Origin of the sequence: Paracidovorax wautersii (genome assembly GCF_031453675.1) — a bacterium.
In the GTDB taxonomy this organism is placed as follows: domain Bacteria; phylum Pseudomonadota; class Gammaproteobacteria; order Burkholderiales; family Burkholderiaceae_C; genus Paracidovorax.
In genome coordinates this window covers 2,032,467-2,053,779 of the sequence record NZ_JAVIZX010000001.1, presented here as the reverse complement: position 1 = coordinate 2,053,779, position 21,313 = coordinate 2,032,467, and the positions used below count along the sequence as shown (strand labels likewise).

Sequence of the window (21,313 nt, the reverse complement as noted above, 5' to 3'; positions counted from 1 at the left end):
ATGCCAACGCCGGCGGCATCGCCTGACGAACGTTCCACCGCAAAACCCACGCCGGCCCTACACTCGCCGTCTACATCCGATCCAAAGAGGGACGTTCCATATGACGAAGAAGCGTGGGAATGGTTGGTGGGCAGCTTGCGTACTCGCGGCGGCCCTGGCAGGAGGCAATACCGCAGCGCAGGCCCAGATCCTGATCGGCCAGACGGCCGGCTTTTCTGGCCCCGTGGCCGACGGCGTGAAGGAAACGACGGCTGGCGCACGCCTGTACCTCGACGCGGTGAACGCGCGCGGCGGCGTGCTGGGGCAGAAGGTCGAACTGATCTCGCTCGACGACAAGTTCGACCCGGCCCTGACCGTGGAGAACGCCCGCAAGCTGATCGAGGAGCGCAACGTGTCCGCGCTGTTCCTCACCCGCGGCACGCCCAACACCGAAGCCGTCATTCCCTTGCTCGACAAATACGGCATTGCGCTGGTCGGCCCCTCTACCGGAGCGATGTCGCTGCACCGGCCCGTGCGCCGCCACGTGTTCAACGTGCGCGCGCCTTACCAGCGCGAGGCAGAAAAGGCCATTGGCTACCTGGCGTCCCTGGGCGTGAGCCGCTTGGCGATCGTACAGACGGACGACAGCTTCGGCGCGGACGTGCTCCTCGGCGTGCAGAAGGGACTGCAGGCGGCCAAGCTGACACCCGTGGCGCATGAGAAGTTCGACCGCGCCAAGCCCGACTTCTCCACCATTGCCCCCCGGATCGCGCTGGCCAACCCGCAGGCCGTCATCATGATCGCCTCCAGCGCCGCCACGGTGCAGGGCTACAACGCGCTACGCGCCGCCGGCTCCACCGCCCAGGTCGTGACCTTCTCGCACAACGCATCGGCCGGCTTCGTGAAGAGCCTGGGCAGCAATGCCCGGGGCGTGATCGTCACGCAGGTATTCCCCAACGAGCGGGCCACCAACCTGCCGATGGTGCGCGAGGCCCAGGAGTTGGCCAAGGCGCAGCAGCAGGAGATCAGCCCCGCCATGCTGGAGGGCTTCGCGGCCGCCAAGGTGCTGGTCGAGGGCCTGCGCCGCGCGGGTCCCAAGCCCGGCCGCGACAAGGTCCAGGCCGCACTGGAAAGCATCCAGAAGTTCGACCTCGGCGGTCTGGAAGTGTCCTTCAGCCCCGAAGACCATTCGGGCCTGGACTACACCGACCTGTCCATCATCGGTACCGACGGCAAATTCCGCCGCTGACCGGCCAGCCGTAGCCCGGCATCCGGGCGGCCGGCGCCCGGGCACGGGGCACGGGCCTCGGGGCGGGACATCCCCGCCCCGCTGTGAGGCGACCGGACCGGACAGGCTTCCAGCGACGTCTGATTCGCTCCTGCGACAGCACATCCCTCGGCAGAGCCCGTTCGGCGCTCAGCCCACGCCAGCATCATCAGCCAAGCCCGCTCCCATCTTCCCGAGGGCCCGCGTGAAATGCGGCCTCGCTCCTCCGCAATCGTTGCGAAACAGAAAAGCCCGGGGACGTCCCAGCTCCGCCATATGAGCGGCCCCGATGAAGGCCCGGCGGCGCCTGCCGCGGCCTGCCTGCCTGCCCGTCCGCCTGCAGCCACGCACGGCGGGGCTGCGTGGCGCCGTTCGCTACATGGCCCACTCGAGAGGCTTGCGTCCTCCTACGGGCAGGAGACCCAGCGGAAAACGGAAACAAAAAAGCCCGCGCAATGCGGGCTTGGCGCCATCAGCTTTCTCAGCAGCGGCAGCAGCAGCCGCGACGGAAGTTCCAGCTTACTGGGGCTGGCTGGCGGTGGACGCAGCGGGCGCGACCGGTGCGGCAACCGAGGAAGCAGGAGCTTCAGGCACATGGACGGCGTCCGCACCGTGCTTCTCTCCACTCATGTCCACCTTGTCCCCGGCCTTCATGATGACGAACAGCGACAGGGCGGCGAACAGAACGAAGCCTACGACGATTTTCCACATGCTTTTGTCTCCTGGATTTGAATTGAACAGTTGAAAAAAAGCCCCACGCCCTTGCGGGTGTGGGGCTCGATTGCCTACGCAATGCCCGTGGGCTCACGCCCACGACAGCGGCAATTAGAAGTTGTGGCGAACACCCACGCCGAAGGTACGGGGATCGGCGCCAGCACCGGTGGTGCCGTTCACGAAGCCGTAAGCGTAGTTGGCGGCCGACTTGTTCTTCACGAACGTGTAGGCGCCGTACACCTTGGTGCGCTTGCTCAGGTTGTAGTTGTAACCCAGGATCAGCTGTTGAGCGCCGGAGTTAGCGATTTCGCTCCACTTGCCAGCCCAGATGTAGTTGGCAACCAGCTCCGAAGCGCCGAAGGCGTACTGAGCAGCAACGCCAGCGGAGTTGCGGGTGCCGATCTGGTCGTAGTCGTTACGCTGGTAGTAGGCTGCCACTTGCACGGCGCCAACGGTGTAGTGGGCGCGCAGGCCGGCGTCCCAGTTGTCGCCCAGCTTGGAGTAGCCGCCACCCAGAGCCAGGGGGCCGCCTTCCCAGTTCAGAGCCAGGTCGTAGGCGTTCTTGGTCACAGCCAGGGTCGTGAAGGGCACGCCTTGAGCGACACGCTCGTGTGCGCCAACTGCCGCTTCAGCCCAGAAGCCGCCCAGTTGGGGCGTGCGGTAAGCCACCTTGTTCGCGGAGGGAGCCACGGACACGTACAGTTGGTTGGCGAAATTGCCGGTGTCGTGGTTGGGCTGGTCTTGCACACCGTAGTCGGCCACAGCGTAGTAGGACTCAGGCGTCCAGGTGCCCAGACGGACCATACCGAAGCCACCGGCCAGGTTCACTTCGCTTTGACGACGGAAGTTGATGCCGCCACCGGTGCCGGAACCCAGACCGCTCGAGCTGTCGAAGCCGCTTTCCAGCTGGAAGCCAGCCTTCAGGCCGCCGCCCAGATCTTCCACGCCCTTGAAGCCAATACGGGAAGCGTTGTTGTTGACGCCGGTCTGCTCCAGATCGCCGACCTTGGAACGCTCGACGGTGGTGTTGACGCGACCGTAGATGGTGACGCTGCTTTGTGCGAAGGCTGCGGAGGTGCCCAGGAGAGCAAGCGTTGCGATGAGCAAACGATTGGTTTTTTGCATGTGATTTCCTTAAATGCTTTTGTCCATCGGGTGAGGTAGACACCGCTTGCAGTCCTCTGTAAGAACCTTGGGCTCTTGTGCATCTACTGGACAAATTCTAGGTGTAACTATTGAAATAACAGACTTCTGTGTCGTTTTGATAACGTTCGTGATGCTCCGCCGCCACACTTTGGCCTGGAATCCCCAGCAAGGTGCGGCGGCGTCCTTTTTCAGTGCATCCCCTGCACTCAATCGTTCGCGTAGATATCCACGTCCTTCGTCTCGCGGATGAACAGCGTGCCGATGATGGCGGTGGCGCCCGCGATGATGATGGGGTACCACAAGCCGTTGTACATGTTGCCGGTCTGGGCCACGATGGCGAACGACATGGTCGGCAGCAGGCCACCGAACCAGCCATTGCCGATGTGGTAGGGCAGGCTCATGGAGGTGTAGCGGATGCGGGTGGGGAACATTTCCACGAGCATCGCGGCGATCGGGCCGTACACCATGGTGACCAGCAGAACCAGGTAGGTCAGGATGACGACCATCATCACCTTGTTCATCTTGGCCGGATCGGCCTTGGCAGGGTAGCCGTCGGCCTTCAGCGTGTCGGCCACCGACTTCTTGAACGCTGCGTCCTTGGCCTTGGCCTCGTCGGCAGGCAGGCCCTTGCTGGTGTAGCTGGGGATGACGGTCTGGCCGATCTTGATCACGGCCGGGGTGCCGGCGGGAGCGGCTTCGTTCTCATAGCTCACCGAGTTGGCCGCCAGCACTTGCTTGGCGACGTCGCACGAGCTGGTGAACTTGGCCGTACCGGTGGGGTTGAACTGGAACGAGCACTCGGCCGGGTCCGCCACGATCACCACCTTGTTCTTGGCCTGCGCCGCAGCCAGGTCCGGGTTGGCGGCTTCCGTCAGCGCCTTGAAGACGGGGAAGTACGTCAGCACGGCCAGAATGCAGCCCAGCATGATGATCGGCTTGCGGCCGATGCGGTCCGACAGCGAGCCGAACACGATGAAGAACGGCGTGCCGATCAGCAGCGCGGCAGCGATCAGCAGGTTGGCCGTGACGGCGTCCACCTTCAGTTGCTGCGTCAGGAAGAACAGCGCGTAGAACTGGCCCGTGTACCAGACCACGGCCTGGCCGGCGGTCAGGCCGATCAGCGCCAGGATCACGATCTTCAGGTTCTTCCATTGGCCGAACGATTCGGCCAGCGGCGCCTTGGAGGTCTTGCCCTCGGCCTTCATCTTCTGGAAGGCGGGCGATTCCGACAGCGAGAGGCGGATCCACACCGAGATTCCCAGCAGCAGGATGGAGACCAGGAACGGAATGCGCCAGCCCCAGTCGCCGAAGGCCTCTTCGCCCATGACGGTCCGCGTGCCCAGGATCACCAGCAGCGACAGGAACAGGCCCAGCGTGGCGGTGGTCTGGATCCACGAGGTGTAGGCACCGCGGCGGCCGTGCGGCGCGTGCTCGGCCACGTAGGTGGCAGCACCGCCGTACTCACCGCCCAGCGCCAGGCCCTGCAGCATGCGCAGGACGATCAGGATGACCGGAGCGGCCACGCCGATGCTGGCGTAGGTGGGCAGGATACCCACGATGAACGTGGACAGGCCCATGATCAGGATGGTGACCAGGAAGGTGTACTTGCGGCCGATCATGTCCCCCAGGCGGCCGAACACCAGCGCGCCGAAGGGGCGCACGATGAAGCCGGCGGCGAAGGCGAGCAGCGCGAAGATGAACGCCGAGCCGGCGTCCAGCCCGCTGAAGAACTGCTTGGCGATGATGGCGGCGAGCGAGCCGTACAGATAGAAGTCGTACCACTCGAACACGGTGCCGAGCGATGACGCGAAGATCACCTTCTTTTCTTCCGGCGACATGGGCCGGTGAGCGACGTTGGTAGCCATGGTTTTCGTCTCCATGAGTTGGTTGGCCGAGTTGCCTCGGAGGCCAGGATGCGGGAGCACTCTGTGGTGCCTGCGGCGCAATATCCGGCCGCCGTCTGACCGAAAACTGACAGGGCCGGAACGGCCTGTGGCGGTGCTTCTTACGGCCAACTGACAAACCCGGGAGCAACCCCTAGCCGCGTTTTCTTGATACGGAATAAGAGAGTTCCTTAGGCACGCGGGCGCGTCCACGCCCGTGTGGGACGCCGGGTAAACACCGACGTCCATGCACCGGGTTAACACTGATCGGGACAAACCCTGACGAATGGCTTGATGTGGCTCCAGGCGCACGGTGCGGCGGCCAGGGCGCTGTGGCGCGGCCGTCCGGCTGGCGCTGTGCGCAGATCAAACCAAGGCTGAGCCACCCCGGCGGGCAGCCCGCGCACGGGCGGGTCTACGCCTTCGCTGGCCTGGCGGGCACCCGGGGCGCGGTGTCCCAGGCGGGGCCCTCGAACCACGGGTCGCCGGCCAGATACGCGCGCAGCATGGGCAGGCCGTCCACGCCCCAGAACAGGCGGCCGTCCAATTCCCAGGCAGGCACGCCGAACACGCCGCGGGCCGCCGCCTCGTCGGTGTTGGCACGCAGCAGTGCCTTGGCGGCCGCACCGGCACCATCGGCGTCGGGGCGCAGCTGGTTCGCCAGGAGGGCGCGCAGCGCCTCAAGGCGCGAGGCTTCCAGCGCATCCTGCCCGCCGATCCACACGTGCCGCAGCACGGCGTGCGCCACGAAGCGGTTGATGCTGCCGTCGTCGCTGCAGGCCAGCGCCAGGCGCAGCAGGGGCAAGGGATTGAAGGGGTGTTGGGCGGGCATGTCGAGCCCGCAGCCCAGCGCATGCCCCAGCCAGCTGGCGTGGCGGTAGGTCCACTCGCGCTTCGGGGGAATGCTGGCCGGGCCGGGGTTGCCGTGGTGCTGCAGCAGCGCGCCCAGCAGCACCGGGCGGTAGCGCACGTGGTAGCTCAGTCCCTCCAGCGCCTGGGGCAGCTGCTCGAACGCCAGCCAGGCATAGGGGGAAACGAAATCCAGGTAGAACGTGATCTGCTTCATGCGGGGTCCCCAGCGAAACGACCGTCCGAGTATGGCGCGCGTCCTCGCTCGTTCCCGGGCCGGCCGGACGACCGCGCCGCGCGCCGGGCATAACGGCCGCGGCCGGGCACCCTGCCAGCCGTCGTGCTCACGGGACGGCGCCCCGCCGGGGGCCATGGCCCGTACGCCATGGGGGCGCGTGCCCCACCGGTCTCAGTGACCGCCGGGCAGCGCCACGCCCGCCCGCCCGAGCGCGGCGGCCCAGATCACGCGGCGCAGTCCGCTGTCAGCACGCGACCACATGCGGATCTCGTCGAGCGTGCGGAAGCAGCCGATGCAGTGGCTGCGGTCAGGCGACATGCGGCAGACGGAAATGCAGGGGGACGGCACGGGCGCCAGACTTTGAGAGTCAAAATGGCCTTCCGCGCTTACCTGATCTGCGCGAGCAGCTATTAAATCGATAGTACTCATCAGGGGCTACACGGCCGGCGGCAGCACCACGTCGGCCACGGGGGCGTGCGTGAGGGCTTCCAGATCCTGGGGTCGCAGTTCGAACACGCCGTGCGGATGCCCGGCCGCGGCCCAGATCACGTCGAAGCGGTACAGCTCCCGGTCGATCAGCGTCACGGGTGGCGTGGCATGCGCGACGGGCGACACCCCGCCGATGGTGAAGCCGGTCTTGGCCTTGACAAACTCGGCATCGGCCCGGCCGGTCTTGCCCACCAGCGCGTCCACCTTCTTCTCGTCCACGCGCCGGTCGCCGGAAGCGATGACCAGCACGGCGGCGTCATCGCTCTTGCGGCGGAAGATGATGCTCTTGGCGATCTGCCCCACGGCGATGCCCAGCGCGTCGGCCGCTTCCTGGGCCGTGCGGGCGGAGTTGTCGAGCATGCGCGGGGCATGGAGATGGCCCTTGGCCTGCAGGGCGGCAGCCACGCGCTGCACGCCCTCGGGAAGGGCTTGGAGTTCGGCACCACACATGGGTTGTCGGTCCTCTGGAATGGGTCTCGGGAGAGCGAAGGGGCACATCTTAGGGCCTGGCTGCCTGCCCTGCCGCCGGCCAAACAGCGGCTGACGCTGGAGTCCGTCCACACGGCACCCGGCCGTGCCAAGGCGCACAGCCGGGTGCCGCCTCTCAGCCCGCGCGCTTGTTCAGCAGGGCCGTCGCGGCGCGCGAGTTGGGCTTGCGCCCCAGGAAATCGCTGATGTAGGCGCCGGCGTCGATGAGCTTATCGAGGTCGATGCCCGTGTCGATGCCCATGCCCTGCAGCATGTAGACCACGTCCTCGGTCGCCACGTTGCCGGTCGCTCCCTTGGCATACGGGCAGCCGCCCAGACCCGCCACCGAGGTGTCGAACTGCCAGACGCCCATCTCCAGCGACGCCAGCGTGTTGGCCAGCGCCTGCCCGTAGGTGTCGTGGAAATGGCCCGAGATGTCGTCGACGCCGTAATGCTGCAGCGTGGCCTCGATGGCGCGCTGCACCTTGACGGGCGTGCCCACGCCGATGGTGTCGGCCACGCCGATGTGCTGCACGCCGATGCCCTTCATCAGGCCCGCCAGGTAGGCCACGCGGTCGGGGGCGATCTCGCCTTCGTACGGGCAGCCCACGGTGCAGCTCATGGCGCCGCGCACGTGGATGCCCGCGGCGCGCGCAGCCTCCACCACCGGAGCGAAGCGCTCGATGCTCTCGGCGATGCTGCAGTTGATGTTCTTCTGGCTGAAGGCCTCGCTGGCCGAGCCGAAGACCACGATCTCGTCGGGCCGGTCGGCCACCGCCGTCTCGAAGCCCTTCAGGTTGGGCGTCAGCACCGAATAGCGCACGCCCGGCTGGCGCTCGATGCCAGCCATCACCTCGTGGTTGTCGGCCATCTGCGGCACCCATTTCGGGCTCACGTAGCTGGTGACCTCGATCTCCGTCAGGCCCGCCTGCTGCAGCCGGTGCACCAGGCCGATCTTGATCTCGGCGGGCACGGGCGATTTCTCGTTCTGCAGCCCGTCGCGCGGGCCGACGTCGATGATCTTGACTTTGCGGGGGTAGGTGGCCATGGCGTTGTCTCTCTTGGGAATGTCAGGGGTGGGTCGGTGCCCGGCTCCTGCGGCTGCGCCTTTGGAGCCGGCGTCTCATCAGTAGCCGCGCGCCCGGTCGACCGTGCCAGCCACGGGCTCGCCGCGGTCCAGCTGGCCGATCTTGCGCACGATCTGGGCGATGCTCTCCTCGCGCAGCGTGCGGGCCGAGGTATGCGGCGTGGCGACGATCTTCGGGTGGCTCCAGAACGGGTGGCCCGGCGGCAGCGGCTCGGTGCGGAACACGTCGAGCGTGGCGCCCGCCAGATGGCCGCTGTCCACCAGCGCGAGCAGGTCCTCCTCGACCAGATGCGCGCCGCGCGCCACGTTGATCACATAGCTGCCCCGGGGCAGGCGCGAGAGCGTGCCGCGGTTCATGATGCCTTCGGTCTCGGGCGTGAGCGGCAGAAGGTTCACCAGCACCCGGCTGGCGGCCAGAAAGTCGTTGAAAGCGTCCGGCCCGTGAAAGCCGCGCACGCCTTCCAGCGCCTTCGGCGTGCGGCTCCAGCCGTTCACCGGAAAATCGAAGTGCGCCAGCGCCCGCGCCACGCGCTCGCCCAGCACGCCCAGGCCCATCACGCCGACGGTGAAATCCGAACGCGTGCGCGGCTTGCGAAAGCCCCAGCGGCCGTCGCGCATGTCGGCCTCGTAGGCGTCGAGTTCGCGGAAGTGCCGCACGACGGCATGGCAGACGTACTCGGCCATCTGCACGGCCATGCCGCCGTCGTCGATGCGCACCACGCGGCAGCCGTCCGGAATGCGCAGGCGCAGCAGCGCGTCCACGCCCGCGCCGATGTTGAACATCGCCTGCAGGGCGGGCTGCTCGTCCAGAAACTGCTGCGGCGGCGCCCACACGACGGCCACATCGGCCTGGGGCGCGCCGGGCTGCCACACGGTGACGGAGGCACGGGGCAGCGCCGCGCGCAGCCCCTCCAGCCAGGGTTCGGTCTTGGTATCGGTACAGCAGAGGGTGATGTTCATGCGTGAAGCCTACCGCGCCCGGGAAACCCGTGCCCTCAGGCGGCCGAGAGCTTGAGCAACTCGGCGCCCTCCGTCACCTGGTCGCCGGGGGCGTAGAGCAGCTCCTGCACCACACCGTCGGCCGGCGCGGCGATGGTGTGCTCCATCTTCATCGCCTCCATCACGGCCAGCGGCTGGCCTTTGGTGACGGTGTCGCCCGCCTTGACCGCGAACGAGACCACCTTGCCGGGCATGGGGGCCGTGAGGCGCCCGCCCTCGGCCTGCGTGTCGCCCGCATGGGCCAGCAGATCGATGGCCGCGATGCGCGTGGCGCCGCGGGGCGTGAAGATTTCCAGCGCCTCGCCCTGCGGATACACCGTGGCGCGGGTGCGCTGCCCGGCGAACTGCAGATCGATGGCGCCGTCTCCGCCCGCCGGCGCGAAGGACAGCGGCCCGCTCACCTGCGCGTCGCCCTCGCCCACCGCCAGCGCCAAAGCGCCCTGCGGCTGGTAGCTCAGCCAGGCCTTCGACTGCGCGCCGGCAAACTCGAACGCGAACGGCCGGCGCTGCACGCCGAGCGACAGCCAGCCATCGCGCCGGCTGAAGGGGTCGGCGGTCTCGGTGGCGCGCTCCTGCGCCAGCGTATGGGCCACGGCGGCGGCCGCGGCCAGTGGCAGGCCCACTGGCTCCTGGTGGAACAGCACGTCCTGCTCGCGCTGGATCAGCGCCGTGTCCAGCTGCGCCTGCGCAAAGGCGCCGCTGCGGGCCACGCGCCGCAGGAACTGCACGTTGGTGGCCAGGCCCACGATGTGCGTCTGCGCCAGGGCCTCGTCCAGGCGCGCCAGGGCCTGCTCGCGGGTGTCGCCGTGCACGATGAGCTTGGCGATCATGGAGTCGTAGAACGGACTGATGGCATCGCCCTCGCGCACGCCGTCGTCGATGCGCGGCGTGCCGCGTTCGAAGCTGGTGCACGCCGGCTTGCGGTAGACCTGCAGCGTGCCGGTGGCCGGCAGGAAGTTGTTGTCCGGGTTCTCGGCGCAGATGCGCGCCTCGATGGCATGGCCGGTGATACGGAGTTGGTCCTGCAGGCAGGGCAGCGGCTCGCCGCTGGCCACACGCAGTTGCCACTCCACCAGGTCTTGGCCGGTGATGGCTTCCGTCACCGGGTGCTCCACCTGCAGGCGGGTATTCATCTCCATGAAGAAGAATTTCATGTCCTCCGGCCGCTCGTAGCCGCCGGGCTGCTCGACGATGAACTCCACCGTGCCCGCGCCCACATAGTTCACGGCCCGAGCTGCTGCCACCGCCGCCTCGCCCATGCGGGCGCGCAGCTCGGCCGTCATGCCGGGCGCCGGGGCTTCCTCCAGCACCTTCTGGTGGCGGCGCTGCACGGAGCAGTCGCGCTCGAACAGGTAGACGCAGTTGCCGTGCGTGTCGCCGAACACCTGGATCTCGATGTGGCGCGGGCGCTGCACGTACTTCTCGACCAGCACGGCATCGTCGCCGAAGCTGTTGATGGCCTCGCGCTGGCACGAGGCCAGCGCCGCCGCGAAATCTTCGGAGCGCTCCACCGCCCGCATGCCCTTGCCGCCGCCGCCCGCGCTGGCCTTGATGAGCACCGGGTAGCCGATGCGGTCGGCCTCGCGCTGCAGCAGCGCCGGGTCCTGGTCGGCGCCGTGGTAGCCGGGCACCAGGGGCACGCCGGCCTTTTCCATGAGCTGCTTGGACTCGGCCTTGAGCCCCATGTCCTTGATGGCGGACGGAGGCGGGCCGATGAAGACCACACCGGCATCGGCACACGCCTGGGCGAAGTCTTCGTTCTCCGACAGGAAACCGTAGCCGGGATGGATGGCCTGGGCGCCGGTGGCACGGGCCGCCTCCAGGATGCGCTCCCAGCGCAGGTAGCTGTCCTTGGGCGCGCTGCCGCCGATGTGCACGGCCTCATCGCAGGCCGCGACGTGCTTGGCGCCGGCGTCCGCGTCGGAATACACGGCCACGGTCTGCACGCCCATGCGGCGCGCGGTGGCAGCCACCCGGCAGGCGATCTCGCCACGATTCGCAATCAGTATTTTCTTGAACATGTCACGCCACCTTGGCTGAACCAGAGAAAAGAGAAGACACGCGCCGCAGCACGGCGCGCAGGAACTTGAAAAGCACGACCAGCACCAGCACCGACAGCACCAGCATCACCGCCAGGGCCACGCCGAACAGCACCGGGTGCTGCGTGGCCAGCCACACCACGGCGACCACCAGGCCGTCTTCGAAGAAGGACAAGCCCCAGTTGGAGAACGGCTCGGGCGAGGTGTTGGCCGCCGCCCGCGTGGTCATCTTGGTGGCTAGCGCCGTGGCCGAGAGCGATCCGCCCAGAAGCCCCGCAACGACGGCCATCGCCCCCGCATCGGCCCCGAAGACGCCCGCCGCCAGCAACGCGCCCGCCGGCACACGGATGAAGGCGTGCGCGGCATCCCAGGCGCTGTCCAGCCAGGGCACCTTGTCGGCGAAGAACTCCACCACCAGCATCAATCCGGCCGCACCCAGCACCAGCGGGTGCTGCAGCAGCGCCAGGCCCGGTGGCAACGGCAGCCAGCCGGCCGCGCCCATCAGCCCCACGAGGAACACCACGGCATACAACCGGAAGCCGCTGGCCCAGCCAAGCGCGGCGGCCAGCGCCATCAGCGCGGGCAGGTCCAGCGATGCCGTCGCATGCGCCGCGCCGTCCGACACGGCCGCGGCCGTGCCGGCGTCCAGATGCAGCCCCAGCGCGTGCAGCCATTGGACGACGTCGGACCAGAGGGCTTCCATGCGGGCTATCCATGGTGGCGCAGAGCGCGGCAGCGGCGCGGCGGCAGGGTCATGGCAGCAGCCACGAAGGCTTGCGCTTGTTCAGGAAGGACTGCACGCCCTCCCGGCCTTCGTCGCTCGCGCGGATGTCGGCGATCGCCTCCACGGTCGCGGCGATCAGCGGCGCGTCGATGTCGCGCCCGGCCACCTGCTGCACCAGGCGCTTGCAGGCCGCCACGGCCGCAGGGCCGTTGGCCGACAGGGTGCGCGTCCAGGCGTCGACGGTCTCGTCCAGCAGTTCGAAATCGACCACCTCGTGCACGAAGCCGATGCGCAGCGCCTCGGCCGCACTGAAACGCTCGCCCGTGAGGAAGTAGCGGTGCGCGGCGCGTGCGCCCATGGCACGGGCGACATACGGCCCGATGGTGGCCGGAATCAGCCCCAGCTTCACCTCCGAAAGGCAGAAGCCCGCCGACTCCACCGCCACGGCCATGTCGCAGGCCGCCACCAGGCCCATGCCGCCGGCGTACACGTCGCCCTGCACGCGGGCGATCGTCGGCTTGGGACATTCGTAGATCACGCGCAGCATTGCGGCCAGCTTGCCGGCGTCCTGCACGTTCTCGTCCCGCGTGTAATCGGCCATGCGCCGCATCCAGTTCAGGTTGGCGCCGGCGCAGAAGGCGGTGCCCTCGGCCGCCAGCACCACGGCGCGCACATCGGCGCGCGCGCCCACGTCGAGGAAGGCGGCCGTGATCTCGGCGATGACCTCGTCGCTGAACGCGTTGCGGATCTCGGGCTGCGTGAGCGTGATGCGCGCGACCGCGCCGCTCTGGGTGATGGTGAGATGGGGTGAACTCATGGCTTTTCTCTCACAGTTGATTCATGGCACAGCGCACAGCCCTCGACACTGGCGTGGCCCAGGCCAGCAGCCCCCGCGCAAGGGCCGCCCCGCCGCGCTGGGGGTGTCCCCCTCCCGCTTCGCGCAGCGAGGCGAGGCGAGAGAGGGGGAGGGCGCGAAGCGACTCAGGGGGTGGCTCATCGTCACATCCGGAAGACGCCGAACTTGGTGTCGCCGATGGGCGCATTGCGCGTGGCCGACAGCCCCAGCGCCAGCACGCGGCGCGTGTCGGCGGGGTCGATCACGCCGTCGTCCCACAGGCGCGCGGTGGCGTAGTACGGGTGGCCCTGGTCCTCGTACTGGCGGCGGATGGGGGCCTTGAAGGCGTCCTCTTCCTCCGCGCTCCACTGGCCGCCCTTGGCTTCGATGCCGTCGCGCTTGACGGTGGCCAGCACGCTGGCGGCCTGCTCGCCGCCCATGACGCTGATCCGCGCGTTGGGCCACATCCAGAGGAAGCGGGGCGAATAGGCCCGGCCGCACATGCCGTAGTTGCCCGCGCCGAAGCTGCCGCCGATGATGATGGTGAACTTCGGAACACTCGCGGTGGCCACGGCCGTGACCATCTTGGCGCCGTTGCGCGCGATGCCTTCGTTCTCGTACTTGCGGCCCACCATGAAGCCGGTGATGTTCTGCAGGAAGACCAGCGGGATCTTGCGCTGGCAGCACAGCTCGATGAAGTGCGCCCCCTTCAGGGCCGATTCGCTGAACAGGATGCCGTTGTTGGCGATGATGCCCACGGCCATGCCTTCGATGCGCGCGAAGCCCGTGACCAGCGTGGTGCCGTAGCGCGCCTTGAACTCGTCGAACTCGCTGCCGTCGACGATGCGCGCGATGATCTCGCGCACGTCGAAGGGCTTGCGCGTGTCGGAGGGGATCACGCCGTACAGATCCTCTGCTCCATATTTAGGAGCTACCGGCGCTTGATCCGCAGTCGCTGGAGCCTTGTTTTTATTCAAATTGCGCACTGCATTGCGGGCCAGCTGCAGCGCATGCAGGTCGTTCTGCGCCAGGTGATCCACCACGCCGGACAGGCGGGTGTGCACATCGCCGCCGCCGAGGTCTTCGGCGCTGACCACCTCGCCCGTGGCGGCCTTCACCAGCGGCGGGCCGCCCAGGAAGATGGTGCCCTGGTTCTTGACGATGATGGACTCGTCGCTCATGGCCGGCACATAGGCGCCGCCGGCCGTGCACGAGCCCATGACCACGGCGATCTGGCCGATGCCCTGCGCGCTCATGTTCGCCTGGTTGAAGAAGATGCGGCCGAAGTGGTCGCGGTCGGGGAAGACCTCGTCCTGGTTGGGCAGGTTGGCGCCACCGGAATCCACCAGGTAGATGCACGGCAGGTGGTTCTGCTCGGCCACCTCCTGCGCACGCAGGTGCTTCTTCACCGTGAGGGGGTAGTAGGTACCGCCCTTCACCGTAGCGTCGTTGCACACGATCATGCAGTCGGTGCCCGCCACGCGGCCGATGCCGGCGATCAGGCCCGCGCCCGGCGCGTCGTTGTTGTACATGTTGAGCGCGGCCAGGGGCGCCAACTCCAGGAAGGGCGTGCCCGGGTCCAGCAGCAGGGCGACGCGCTCGCGCGGCAGCAGCTTGCCGCGGGCCACGTGCTTGGCGCGCGCGACCTCGCCGCCGCCCTGGGCGACACGCTCGATGTGGGCACGCAGGTCATCGACCACGCTGCGCATGGCAGCGGCGTTGGCCAGGAACTCCGCCGAGCGGGGATTGAGTTGGGATTCGAGGATCATGGTGTGAAAGGAGAGCGTTGTCCGGTTCAGGCGGTCTGGTTCTCTTGCAGGCCGAGCTGGTCTTTCATGGCGTCGCGGATCTTGAATTTCTGGATCTTGCCGGTCACGGTCATCGGGAACTCGGCCACGAAGCGGATGTACCTGGGCACCTTGTAGTGCGCGATCTGCCCCTTGCAGAAGGCGCGGATGTCGTCCTCGGTGGGCTGGGTACCGGGCTTGGCGATGACCCAGGCGCACAGCTCCTCGCCGTAGCGCGCGTCGGGCACGCCCACCACCTGCACGTCCTGCACCTGCGGGTGGCGGTAGAGGAACTCTTCGATCTCGCGCGCGGGTACACGTTCTCGCCGCCGCGGATCACCATGTCCTTGATGCGGCCGACGATGTTCACGTAGCCCTCGGCATCCATGGTGGCCAGGTCGCCGGTGTGCATCCAGCCCTCGGCGTCGATGGCCTCGCGGGTCTTGGTTTCGTCGCCCCAGTAGCCGTGCATGACGGAATAGCCGCGCGTGCACAGCTCGCCCGAGGTGCCGGTGGGAACGACCTCGCCCGTCTCCGCGTGGATGATCTTCACCTCCAGGTGCGGCTGCACAGTGCCCACGGTGGCCACGCGCTTTTCCAGCGGGGTGTCCGCGCTGCTCTGGCAGCTCACCGGGCTGGTCTCCGTCATGCCGTAGGCGATGGTGATCTCGGACAGATGCATGTCACGCACCACGCGCTTCATCACCTCGATCGGGCACGGCGAGCCGGCCATGATGCCGGTGCGCAGGGTGGACAGGTCGAACTCGGCAAAGCGCGGATGGTCCAGCTCGGCGATGAACATGGTGGGCACGCCGTGCAGGCCGGTGCAACGTTCGGCCTGCACGGTCTCCAGCACCTTCAGCGGGTCGAAGCCGTCGCTGGGGTAGACGATGGCGGCGCCATGGGTGATGCAGGCCAGGTTGCCCAGCACCATGCCGAAGCAGTGGTACAGCGGCACGGGAATGCACAGCCGGTCCTCGGGGGTGAGCCGCATGCACTCGCCGATGAAGAAGCCGTTGTTCAGGATGTTGCGGTGCGTGAGCGTGGCGCCCTTCGGAAAGCCCGTCGTGCCGCTGGTGAACTGGATATTGATCGGGTCGGTGTTCTTCAGCGTGGCGGCTATCGCATCGATGCGCGCGTCCTGCGCATTGCCGCGGGCGATCAGGTCCGAGAAGCGCAGCAGGCCCGGCTCGTCGGCGCCCTGCCCGGCTTCGTCGATCCACACCACCGTCCTCAGCGCAGGCAGGCGCGCGGCCTGCAGCTGGCCCGGCGCGCTGCCGGCCAGCTCGGGCGCCAGTTCGCGCAGCATGCCCAGGTAGTCGCTGGTCTTGAAGCGGGCCATGGTCACCAGCGCCTGGCAGCCGACCTTGTTCAGCGCGTACTCCACCTCGGCCGTGCGGTAGGCTGGGTTGATGTTGACCAGCACCAGACCGACCTCGGCGGTGGCGAACTGCATCAGCACCCACTCGGCGTTGTTGTGCGACCAGATGCCCACGCGGTCGCCCGGGGCCAGCCCCAGGTCTAGCAAGGCGCTGGCGAGGCGGCGCACTTCGGCATGCAGTTCGCGGTAGGTGTAACTCAGGCCCTGGTGTGCGCTGACCAGCGCCAGCCGGTCCGGGCCCTGGCGCACCTGGTCGGCAAAGAAGGCGCCAAGGGTCTGTTCGATCAGCGGCGTGGCCGTGTCGCCGCGGCCATAGCTCAGGCCCGGCAATCCTGCGGCGGTTGCGGGTGCGAGAGAAGCGTGCATGTCGTGTCTCCTGGTCTGGCCGCGCGGCAAGCCACGCAGCCGCGCCCCGCGGAAGGCCCGGGACGTCGGTCTTTGCCACAGCATACGCCCGCGCCCCGCCCAGATGAAGCCAGGCCGGTTGCAATTTGTGCCACGGGCCGACACACTCGGCGGCATGGCCGTTCCCGCTTCCGCCGCCCGTGATCTCCCGCCCCTGGCCGTAGCCGCCACGCCCGGCGCCTTTGTGGCCGCCATCGTTCAGGCCTACCGGCAGCGCGGCATGGACCCGGCGCGCGTGCTGCAGCGGGCACAAATCGCGCCAAGCCAGTGGCAAGGCGGGGCCGGCGCCCGCATCACCGCCTGGCAGATGGAGGCGCTGTCGGATGGCGCGATGCGCGAGCTGGACGATGAGGCGCTGGGCTGGTTCTCGCGCCGGCTGCCCTGGGGCAGCTACGGCATGCTGGCCCGCGCCTCCATCAGCTCGCCCACGCTGGGCGTGGCGCTGGCACGCTGGTGCCGGCACCACGCGCTGCTGACCGACGACATCCTGCTGCAGCTGGCCGTGGAGGGCGACACCGCCCGCGTCACCCTCACCGAGCGGCGCGACCTGGGCACGCTGCGCGAGTTCTGCATCGTCTCGGTGCTGCGCAACCTGCACGGCGTGGCCTGCTGGTTCATCGACTCGCGCCTGCCGCTGCAGAGCGCGGAGTTTCCGTACGCGCCGCCCGCCCATGCCGATGCCTACGGGGTGATGTTTCCCGGGCCCGCGCAGTTCCACGCGCCGGCCGCAGCCATTGCCTTCGATGCGCGCTACCTCGCCCTGCCCCTCACGCGCGACGAGTCGGCCCTGCGCGTGATGCTGCAGCGCGCGCTGCCGCTCACCGTGCTGCAGTACCGGCGCGACCGGCTGCTGGTGCAGCGCGTGCGGCAGGCGCTGGCGGCCGATCCGTCGGCCCCGCACAGCGCCGAGGCGCTGGCCGAGCGCCTGCACCTGTCGGCCCGCACGCTGCACCGGCAGCTCAAGGAAGAAGGCGCCTCGCTGCAGGCGCTCAAGGACGAGGTGCGCCGCGCCCGCGCGGTGGAGCTGCTGCAGCGCACCGACCGGCCCATCAAGCAGGTGGCCCAGGCGGCGGGCTTCGTGAACGAGAAGAGCTTCATCCGCGCCTTCCGCGGCTGGACGGGCAGCGCGCCGGCGGAGTTCCGCCGCGCCTCGCGCATGCCGTCGTGATGTGCGCCTTCGGTGGCAGCATTTGCGCCGGCCGCTGCCTATGCTGGCCCTATGATCGATCTGTACCACTGCATGAGCGCACGCTCGTTCCGCCCGCTGTGGGCGCTGGAAGAACTGCAGCTGCCCTACCGCCTGCACATGCTGCCCTTTCCGCCCCGCGCGCTGGCCCGCAGCTACCTGCAGGAGAACCCGCTGGGCACCGTGCCGCTGCTGGTGCACGGCGGCGGCGCCGAAGGCAGCAGCCATGCCGTGCGGATGACCGAGTCGGCGGCCATCTGCCAGTACCTGGCCGCACTGCATCCGGCCGCGGGCCTGGACGTGGCGCCCGGCGACCCGGCCTACGGCGCCTATCTGAACTGGTTGCACATGGGCGAGGCCACGCTCACCTTTCCCCAGACCCTGCTGCTGCGCTACGGCCGCTTCGAGACGCCCGAGCGCCTGCAGCCCCAGGTGGTGACCGATTACACGCGCTGGTTCCTGGCGCGGCTGCGCGCGGTGGAGGCCGCCGTGGCCACCGGGCCGTGGCTGTGCGGTGACCGATTCACCGCCGCGGATGTGTCGGTGGGCTACGCGCTGCTGCTGGCCACGCACCTGGACCTGGCCGACCAGTGGGGCGACGCCACACGCGCCTACTGGCAGCGCCTGCAGGAGCGGCCCGGCTACCAGCGTGCGCTGGCCGCGCAGCGGACGGCCGCCCTGGCGCAGGGCGTGTCGTGCGTACCGTCGCCCGATACGCAGCCGTGATGGGGCACGGCGAATAGCTATATTATTTATAGCGTACTGCGCTTGCTGTATAAGCGCTAGAGGCCGATTTCATTCAAATCGATGCAGCCGCAGGCCGCTCTGCCCTGCATGGGCAGGTCTGCGTGGAACGCGCGCGGCCCGGGCCCGCCGGCCGCCGGATACGGCCCCAGGGCGCAGGCTCACGCGCACGGCGCGCGGCTCACCCCCGGCACCTGGGCCCCCCTCCATCCCTGGCGCGGCTGCCGCGCACCCGGCGGGTCAGAGCCGGTAGCACGCCTCCAGCCCGCGCAGTTCATAGTAGTGCGCGCTGCCGGCGTAGCGGGCGCCGTCGCAGGCCGCGGGGAAGTCCGCCTCCTGCTCGTCGAACAGCATCTTCACCAGCACCGTGCCCGCGCCGTTGCGCACCACGACCCATTGCACATTGGTGGCCATGGGTGAGACGGTGGCGCCGCGCCAGGGGTTGCTGGCGTAGGTGAAGGTCTGCGCGCGCGGCACGGGGGTGGAGCCTGCCGCCAGCCCGAGCCGCGCGATGAACGGGATCAGCACCTCGGCATGGCTGAAGCGCAGGCGCGCCACGCGATCGAGCTGCCCCTGTGCGATGCGCTCGGCCTCGCCGAAGAAGTCCTGGAGCAGGCCGTCGGCGATGGCGGTGGTGACGCCCGCGTATTCGGTGGCCGCCGGCCCCTTGCCGTAAAAATCGTCGATGTCCTGGAGGTAGGCGAAGACGTGGGCCTGCGCCAGCGGCATGTAGGCGTCGAAGTCCACACCCGCCTCGGCGCGCAGGGCCGGAGCGATGATGTAGAGCTCGTAGATCAGCGCTGCGGCATCCACGGTGCCCTGGATACGGGTCTTCCCGTCGCCCTTGAGCGTGTTGGTGAAGCGGCCGTCGGCGCTGGTGTAGGTGCGCGTGCTGTTATTGGAGAAGGTGTAGGTGCCCGCCTCCACTTTGTCCACGAAGGCCGGCGTGAAGAGACGCTCCAGCACGGCGCGCGCGGCGGCGCGGGCCTCGGGCGTGGCCCGGGCGGCGGCCACCTTGGCCGCGGCCTCGGCGCCGAAGCCCGCCGCGTCCGTGGCCGCGGCATAGCGCTGGTAGGCCTGGCTGGCGGCCAGCACAGCCGTGTGCGTGGCATTGCCATCGGCCACCGCATCGGTGGCGGCCGAGAGCTTGTGGAAGTACAGCTGGTAGCGGTCGACCACCGCCGGCGGTAGGGCGGCGGCGGCCATGGCCGGTGCGTTCTCGGCCAGGGAAGCGGCGAAGAACTGCGCGCTGTCCACTGCCCGGTCCTGCCCCGAGTGCATCACCTGCACCTGCCGCGGCCGGCCCTGAAAGGTGTCGCCGGCGAACAGCTCGGGATCGCGCTGCGCCAGGCGCGCGGCCAGGCCCCGGTGCTCGGCGATGCCCACCTGGGTGAGGTTGCCGTAGCCCGGCGTGCCGATGCCCGCCACGCCCCAGCCCAGCAGGAAGTTGGCGCGCATGATCCTCTCGACATCGGCGCCCATCTGGCGGCCCAGCGGCGTCAGCGCGCCATCGGCCTGGGCGCGCGTCCACAGGTTCAGCACGGCGTCGTCGTACTTCATCGCCGACAGGCCGCGGCTGCCGTGGCGGGCCACCAGCTCGGTATACACCTTGGCGAAGCCCGCGGGCGGCGGCTCGTAGCTGCCGAGCGGCTGGCGGGGCTGGTAGGCGGTCTTGGTGGCGTAGTCGCCCGCGGCAACCGCCGGGGCCGGGTCGCCGTCGCCGCCTCCTCCGCCACACGCTGCAAGGCACAGCGCGGTGGCCGCGAGGGAAAGGGTCAGGCGAAAGGAAGAAGCAGGCATGGGGAGGCGCGGCGAACGCGAGGAACAGGTGCCGGCAGCCTATCGACGGACCATGACCGGTGCATGACCGCCGTAACCGCCCTGTGGCGGGCAGCAGCCATTGGATCCAAGGAGCGCTGCGGGGCGTTCGCCGTCCACCGCCTCGCCGCCGTTCAAGGCGCCATCGCCTCGCCTTCCGCCACGGCCCGACGGGGTGGATGCCCACCGCGTGCAGCCCCGGTGGCCCCATGCACAACGCACGGGGTGGCGCCATGCGATCTGCCGCGCCCAGGCCCAGGCCCTGCCCCGCCCTGGCAGGCATCACTTCAAAATCAATAGCGGCATGCGCTTGCTGGGTGGGCGCCAGCAGCCTGAAAGGCTTGTATCCAGCGGACAGCCCGCGCCGGACTCACTGGCAGGCCCCGGCAGCAGGCTCAGGCGGCGGGCCGGTCCAGCAGCCCCGGCAGCTCGCCCATGTCGCTCATCACATGGTGCGCCCCGGCGGCGCGCAGGGCCTCGGGCGAGCCGTGGCCGATGGGCGACGGGCTGTAGCCCACCACCTTCGCGCCTGCCGCCACGCCGGCGGTGACGCCCGTCACGGTGTCCTCCACCACCAGGCAGCGCGCCGGGTCGATGCCCAGTGCTGCCGCGGCGGCCAGGTACACATCGGGCGCGGGCTTGCTGCGGGGCATTTCGTGTCCGCTGAAGACCCGGCCCTCGAAGTACGGCATCAGGCCCACCTTGGCCAGCTGCATCTCGACCTTGAAGCGGTCGGCGCCCGACGCGCAGGCGATGCGGCCCTGCAGCCGCGCGTGCACAGCAGCCACCGCATCCACGGCGCCGGCAATGGCCACCAGGTGCTGCTCCAGCGCCACGTTGCGCCGCGCGTAGAACGCCGCCATCCAGTCCTCGGTGAGCGGCCGGCCCGTGTGGTGCTCGATGGCCGCGCGCTCGTCGCGCACGGCCTTGCCCACGAACTGGCGCATGCATTCCTCGGGTGTCATGCGCCAGCCCATCTCGTCCAGCATGTCGCGCAGCACGCCGTTGGTGAGCGGCTCGCTGTCCACGAGCACGCCATCGCAATCGAACAGAACCGCGTCAAAGGAAGGCATGGGGAGGCACTCTTTCATGGGAGGAGAAGGACGAGGCGCGGTAGCTGGGCCCGACGAAGAAGCAGGCCGGTCCACGCAGTACGGGACCTGCGGCGGCAGGGCCTCCGAATCTACCCGATCCCTGCGGCGCCCCGCCTCGCGCGCCTGGCCCCAGGCCCGCCCGCCGCTCCGCGCGCAAAAAAAGGGCGCCCGAGGGCGCCCC

17 protein-coding genes and 1 pseudogene are annotated in these 21,313 nt (G+C 68.9%); 3 read left to right on the top strand and 15 right to left on the bottom strand.

Features of this window, described 5'->3' with window-relative positions; translation table 11 throughout:
* The first annotated feature begins 100 nt into the window (after positions 1-100).
* Positions 101-1,228 (top strand): ABC transporter substrate-binding protein, encoded by a 1,128-nt coding sequence (locus QE399_RS09350; protein WP_309828206.1) that lies wholly within the window; start codon positions 101-103, stop codon positions 1,226-1,228.
* A gap of 537 nt (positions 1,229-1,765) precedes the next feature.
* Here QE399_RS09350 and QE399_RS09345 read toward each other — a convergent pair.
* The 13 genes and pseudogenes from QE399_RS09345 to QE399_RS09285 form a co-directional block, all read right to left on the bottom strand.
* A complete protein-coding gene (locus QE399_RS09345; RefSeq protein ID WP_309828204.1) occupies positions 1,766-1,957 on the bottom strand; it encodes a hypothetical protein in 192 nt (63 codons plus the stop codon).
* Between the two features lie 114 nt (positions 1,958-2,071).
* Complete coding sequence (locus QE399_RS09340; RefSeq protein WP_309828203.1) at positions 2,072-3,085, bottom strand: porin; 1,014 nt, start codon at positions 3,083-3,085, stop codon at positions 2,072-2,074.
* 227 nt (positions 3,086-3,312) lie between these two features.
* Positions 3,313-4,971 (bottom strand): MFS transporter, encoded by a 1,659-nt coding sequence (locus QE399_RS09335; protein WP_309828201.1) that lies wholly within the window; start codon positions 4,969-4,971, stop codon positions 3,313-3,315.
* A 433-nt stretch (positions 4,972-5,404) separates the two neighbouring features.
* Positions 5,405-6,055, bottom strand: coding sequence for a DsbA family protein (locus QE399_RS09330; protein WP_309828199.1), 651 nt, complete (start codon positions 6,053-6,055; stop codon positions 5,405-5,407).
* Positions 6,056-6,247: 192 nt separating this feature from the next.
* Positions 6,248-6,505 carry a DUF1289 domain-containing protein gene (locus QE399_RS09325; RefSeq protein ID WP_309828197.1) on the bottom strand — a complete coding sequence of 86 codons (258 nt, stop codon included), beginning with the start codon at positions 6,503-6,505 and terminating at the stop codon, positions 6,248-6,250.
* A 6-nt stretch (positions 6,506-6,511) separates the two neighbouring features.
* A complete protein-coding gene (locus tag QE399_RS09320; protein ID WP_309828195.1) occupies positions 6,512-7,015 on the bottom strand; it encodes a YbaK/EbsC family protein in 504 nt (167 codons plus the stop codon).
* Between the two features lie 154 nt (positions 7,016-7,169).
* Positions 7,170-8,081, bottom strand: a complete 912-nt coding sequence (locus tag QE399_RS09315) for a hydroxymethylglutaryl-CoA lyase (RefSeq protein WP_309828193.1) — start codon at positions 8,079-8,081, stop codon at positions 7,170-7,172.
* Between the two features lie 78 nt (positions 8,082-8,159).
* Entirely contained in the window at positions 8,160-9,080 is a 921-nt protein-coding gene (locus QE399_RS09310) for a 2-hydroxyacid dehydrogenase (RefSeq protein ID WP_309828192.1), read from the bottom strand.
* Positions 9,081-9,115: 35 nt separating this feature from the next.
* Positions 9,116-11,140: an ATP-binding protein gene (locus tag QE399_RS09305; protein WP_309828191.1), complete on the bottom strand. Its 2,025-nt coding sequence runs from the start codon at positions 11,138-11,140 to the stop codon at positions 9,116-9,118.
* Position 11,141: 1 nt separating this feature from the next.
* Complete coding sequence (locus QE399_RS09300) at positions 11,142-11,861, bottom strand: DUF4126 domain-containing protein (RefSeq protein ID WP_309828189.1); 720 nt, start codon at positions 11,859-11,861, stop codon at positions 11,142-11,144.
* Positions 11,862-11,910: 49 nt separating this feature from the next.
* Positions 11,911-12,699, bottom strand: a complete 789-nt coding sequence (locus tag QE399_RS09295) for an enoyl-CoA hydratase/isomerase family protein (protein WP_309828187.1) — start codon at positions 12,697-12,699, stop codon at positions 11,911-11,913.
* Positions 12,700-12,881: 182 nt separating this feature from the next.
* A complete protein-coding gene (locus tag QE399_RS09290; RefSeq protein ID WP_309828185.1) occupies positions 12,882-14,486 on the bottom strand; it encodes a carboxyl transferase domain-containing protein in 1,605 nt (534 codons plus the stop codon).
* Positions 14,487-14,512: 26 nt separating this feature from the next.
* Positions 14,513-16,251: pseudogene (locus tag QE399_RS09285) on the bottom strand (AMP-binding protein).
* A 154-nt stretch (positions 16,252-16,405) separates the two neighbouring features.
* Here QE399_RS09285 and QE399_RS09280 point away from each other — a divergent pair.
* Together QE399_RS09280 and QE399_RS09275 are read left to right on the top strand one after the other, a co-directional pair.
* On the top strand, positions 16,406-17,458 hold the full coding sequence (locus QE399_RS09280; protein ID WP_309828183.1) for an AraC family transcriptional regulator: 1,053 nt from the start codon (positions 16,406-16,408) through the stop codon (positions 17,456-17,458).
* A 51-nt stretch (positions 17,459-17,509) separates the two neighbouring features.
* Positions 17,510-18,202, top strand: coding sequence for a glutathione S-transferase family protein (locus QE399_RS09275; RefSeq protein WP_309828181.1), 693 nt, complete (start codon positions 17,510-17,512; stop codon positions 18,200-18,202).
* 258 nt (positions 18,203-18,460) lie between these two features.
* Here QE399_RS09275 and QE399_RS09270 read toward each other — a convergent pair whose 3' ends face one another.
* Together QE399_RS09270 and QE399_RS09265 are read right to left on the bottom strand one after the other, a co-directional pair.
* Entirely contained in the window at positions 18,461-20,020 is a 1,560-nt protein-coding gene (locus QE399_RS09270) for a histidine-type phosphatase (RefSeq protein ID WP_309828179.1), read from the bottom strand.
* A 413-nt stretch (positions 20,021-20,433) separates the two neighbouring features.
* Entirely contained in the window at positions 20,434-21,111 is a 678-nt protein-coding gene (locus tag QE399_RS09265) for an HAD family hydrolase (protein WP_309828177.1), read from the bottom strand.
* Positions 21,112-21,313 lie beyond the last annotated feature (202 nt).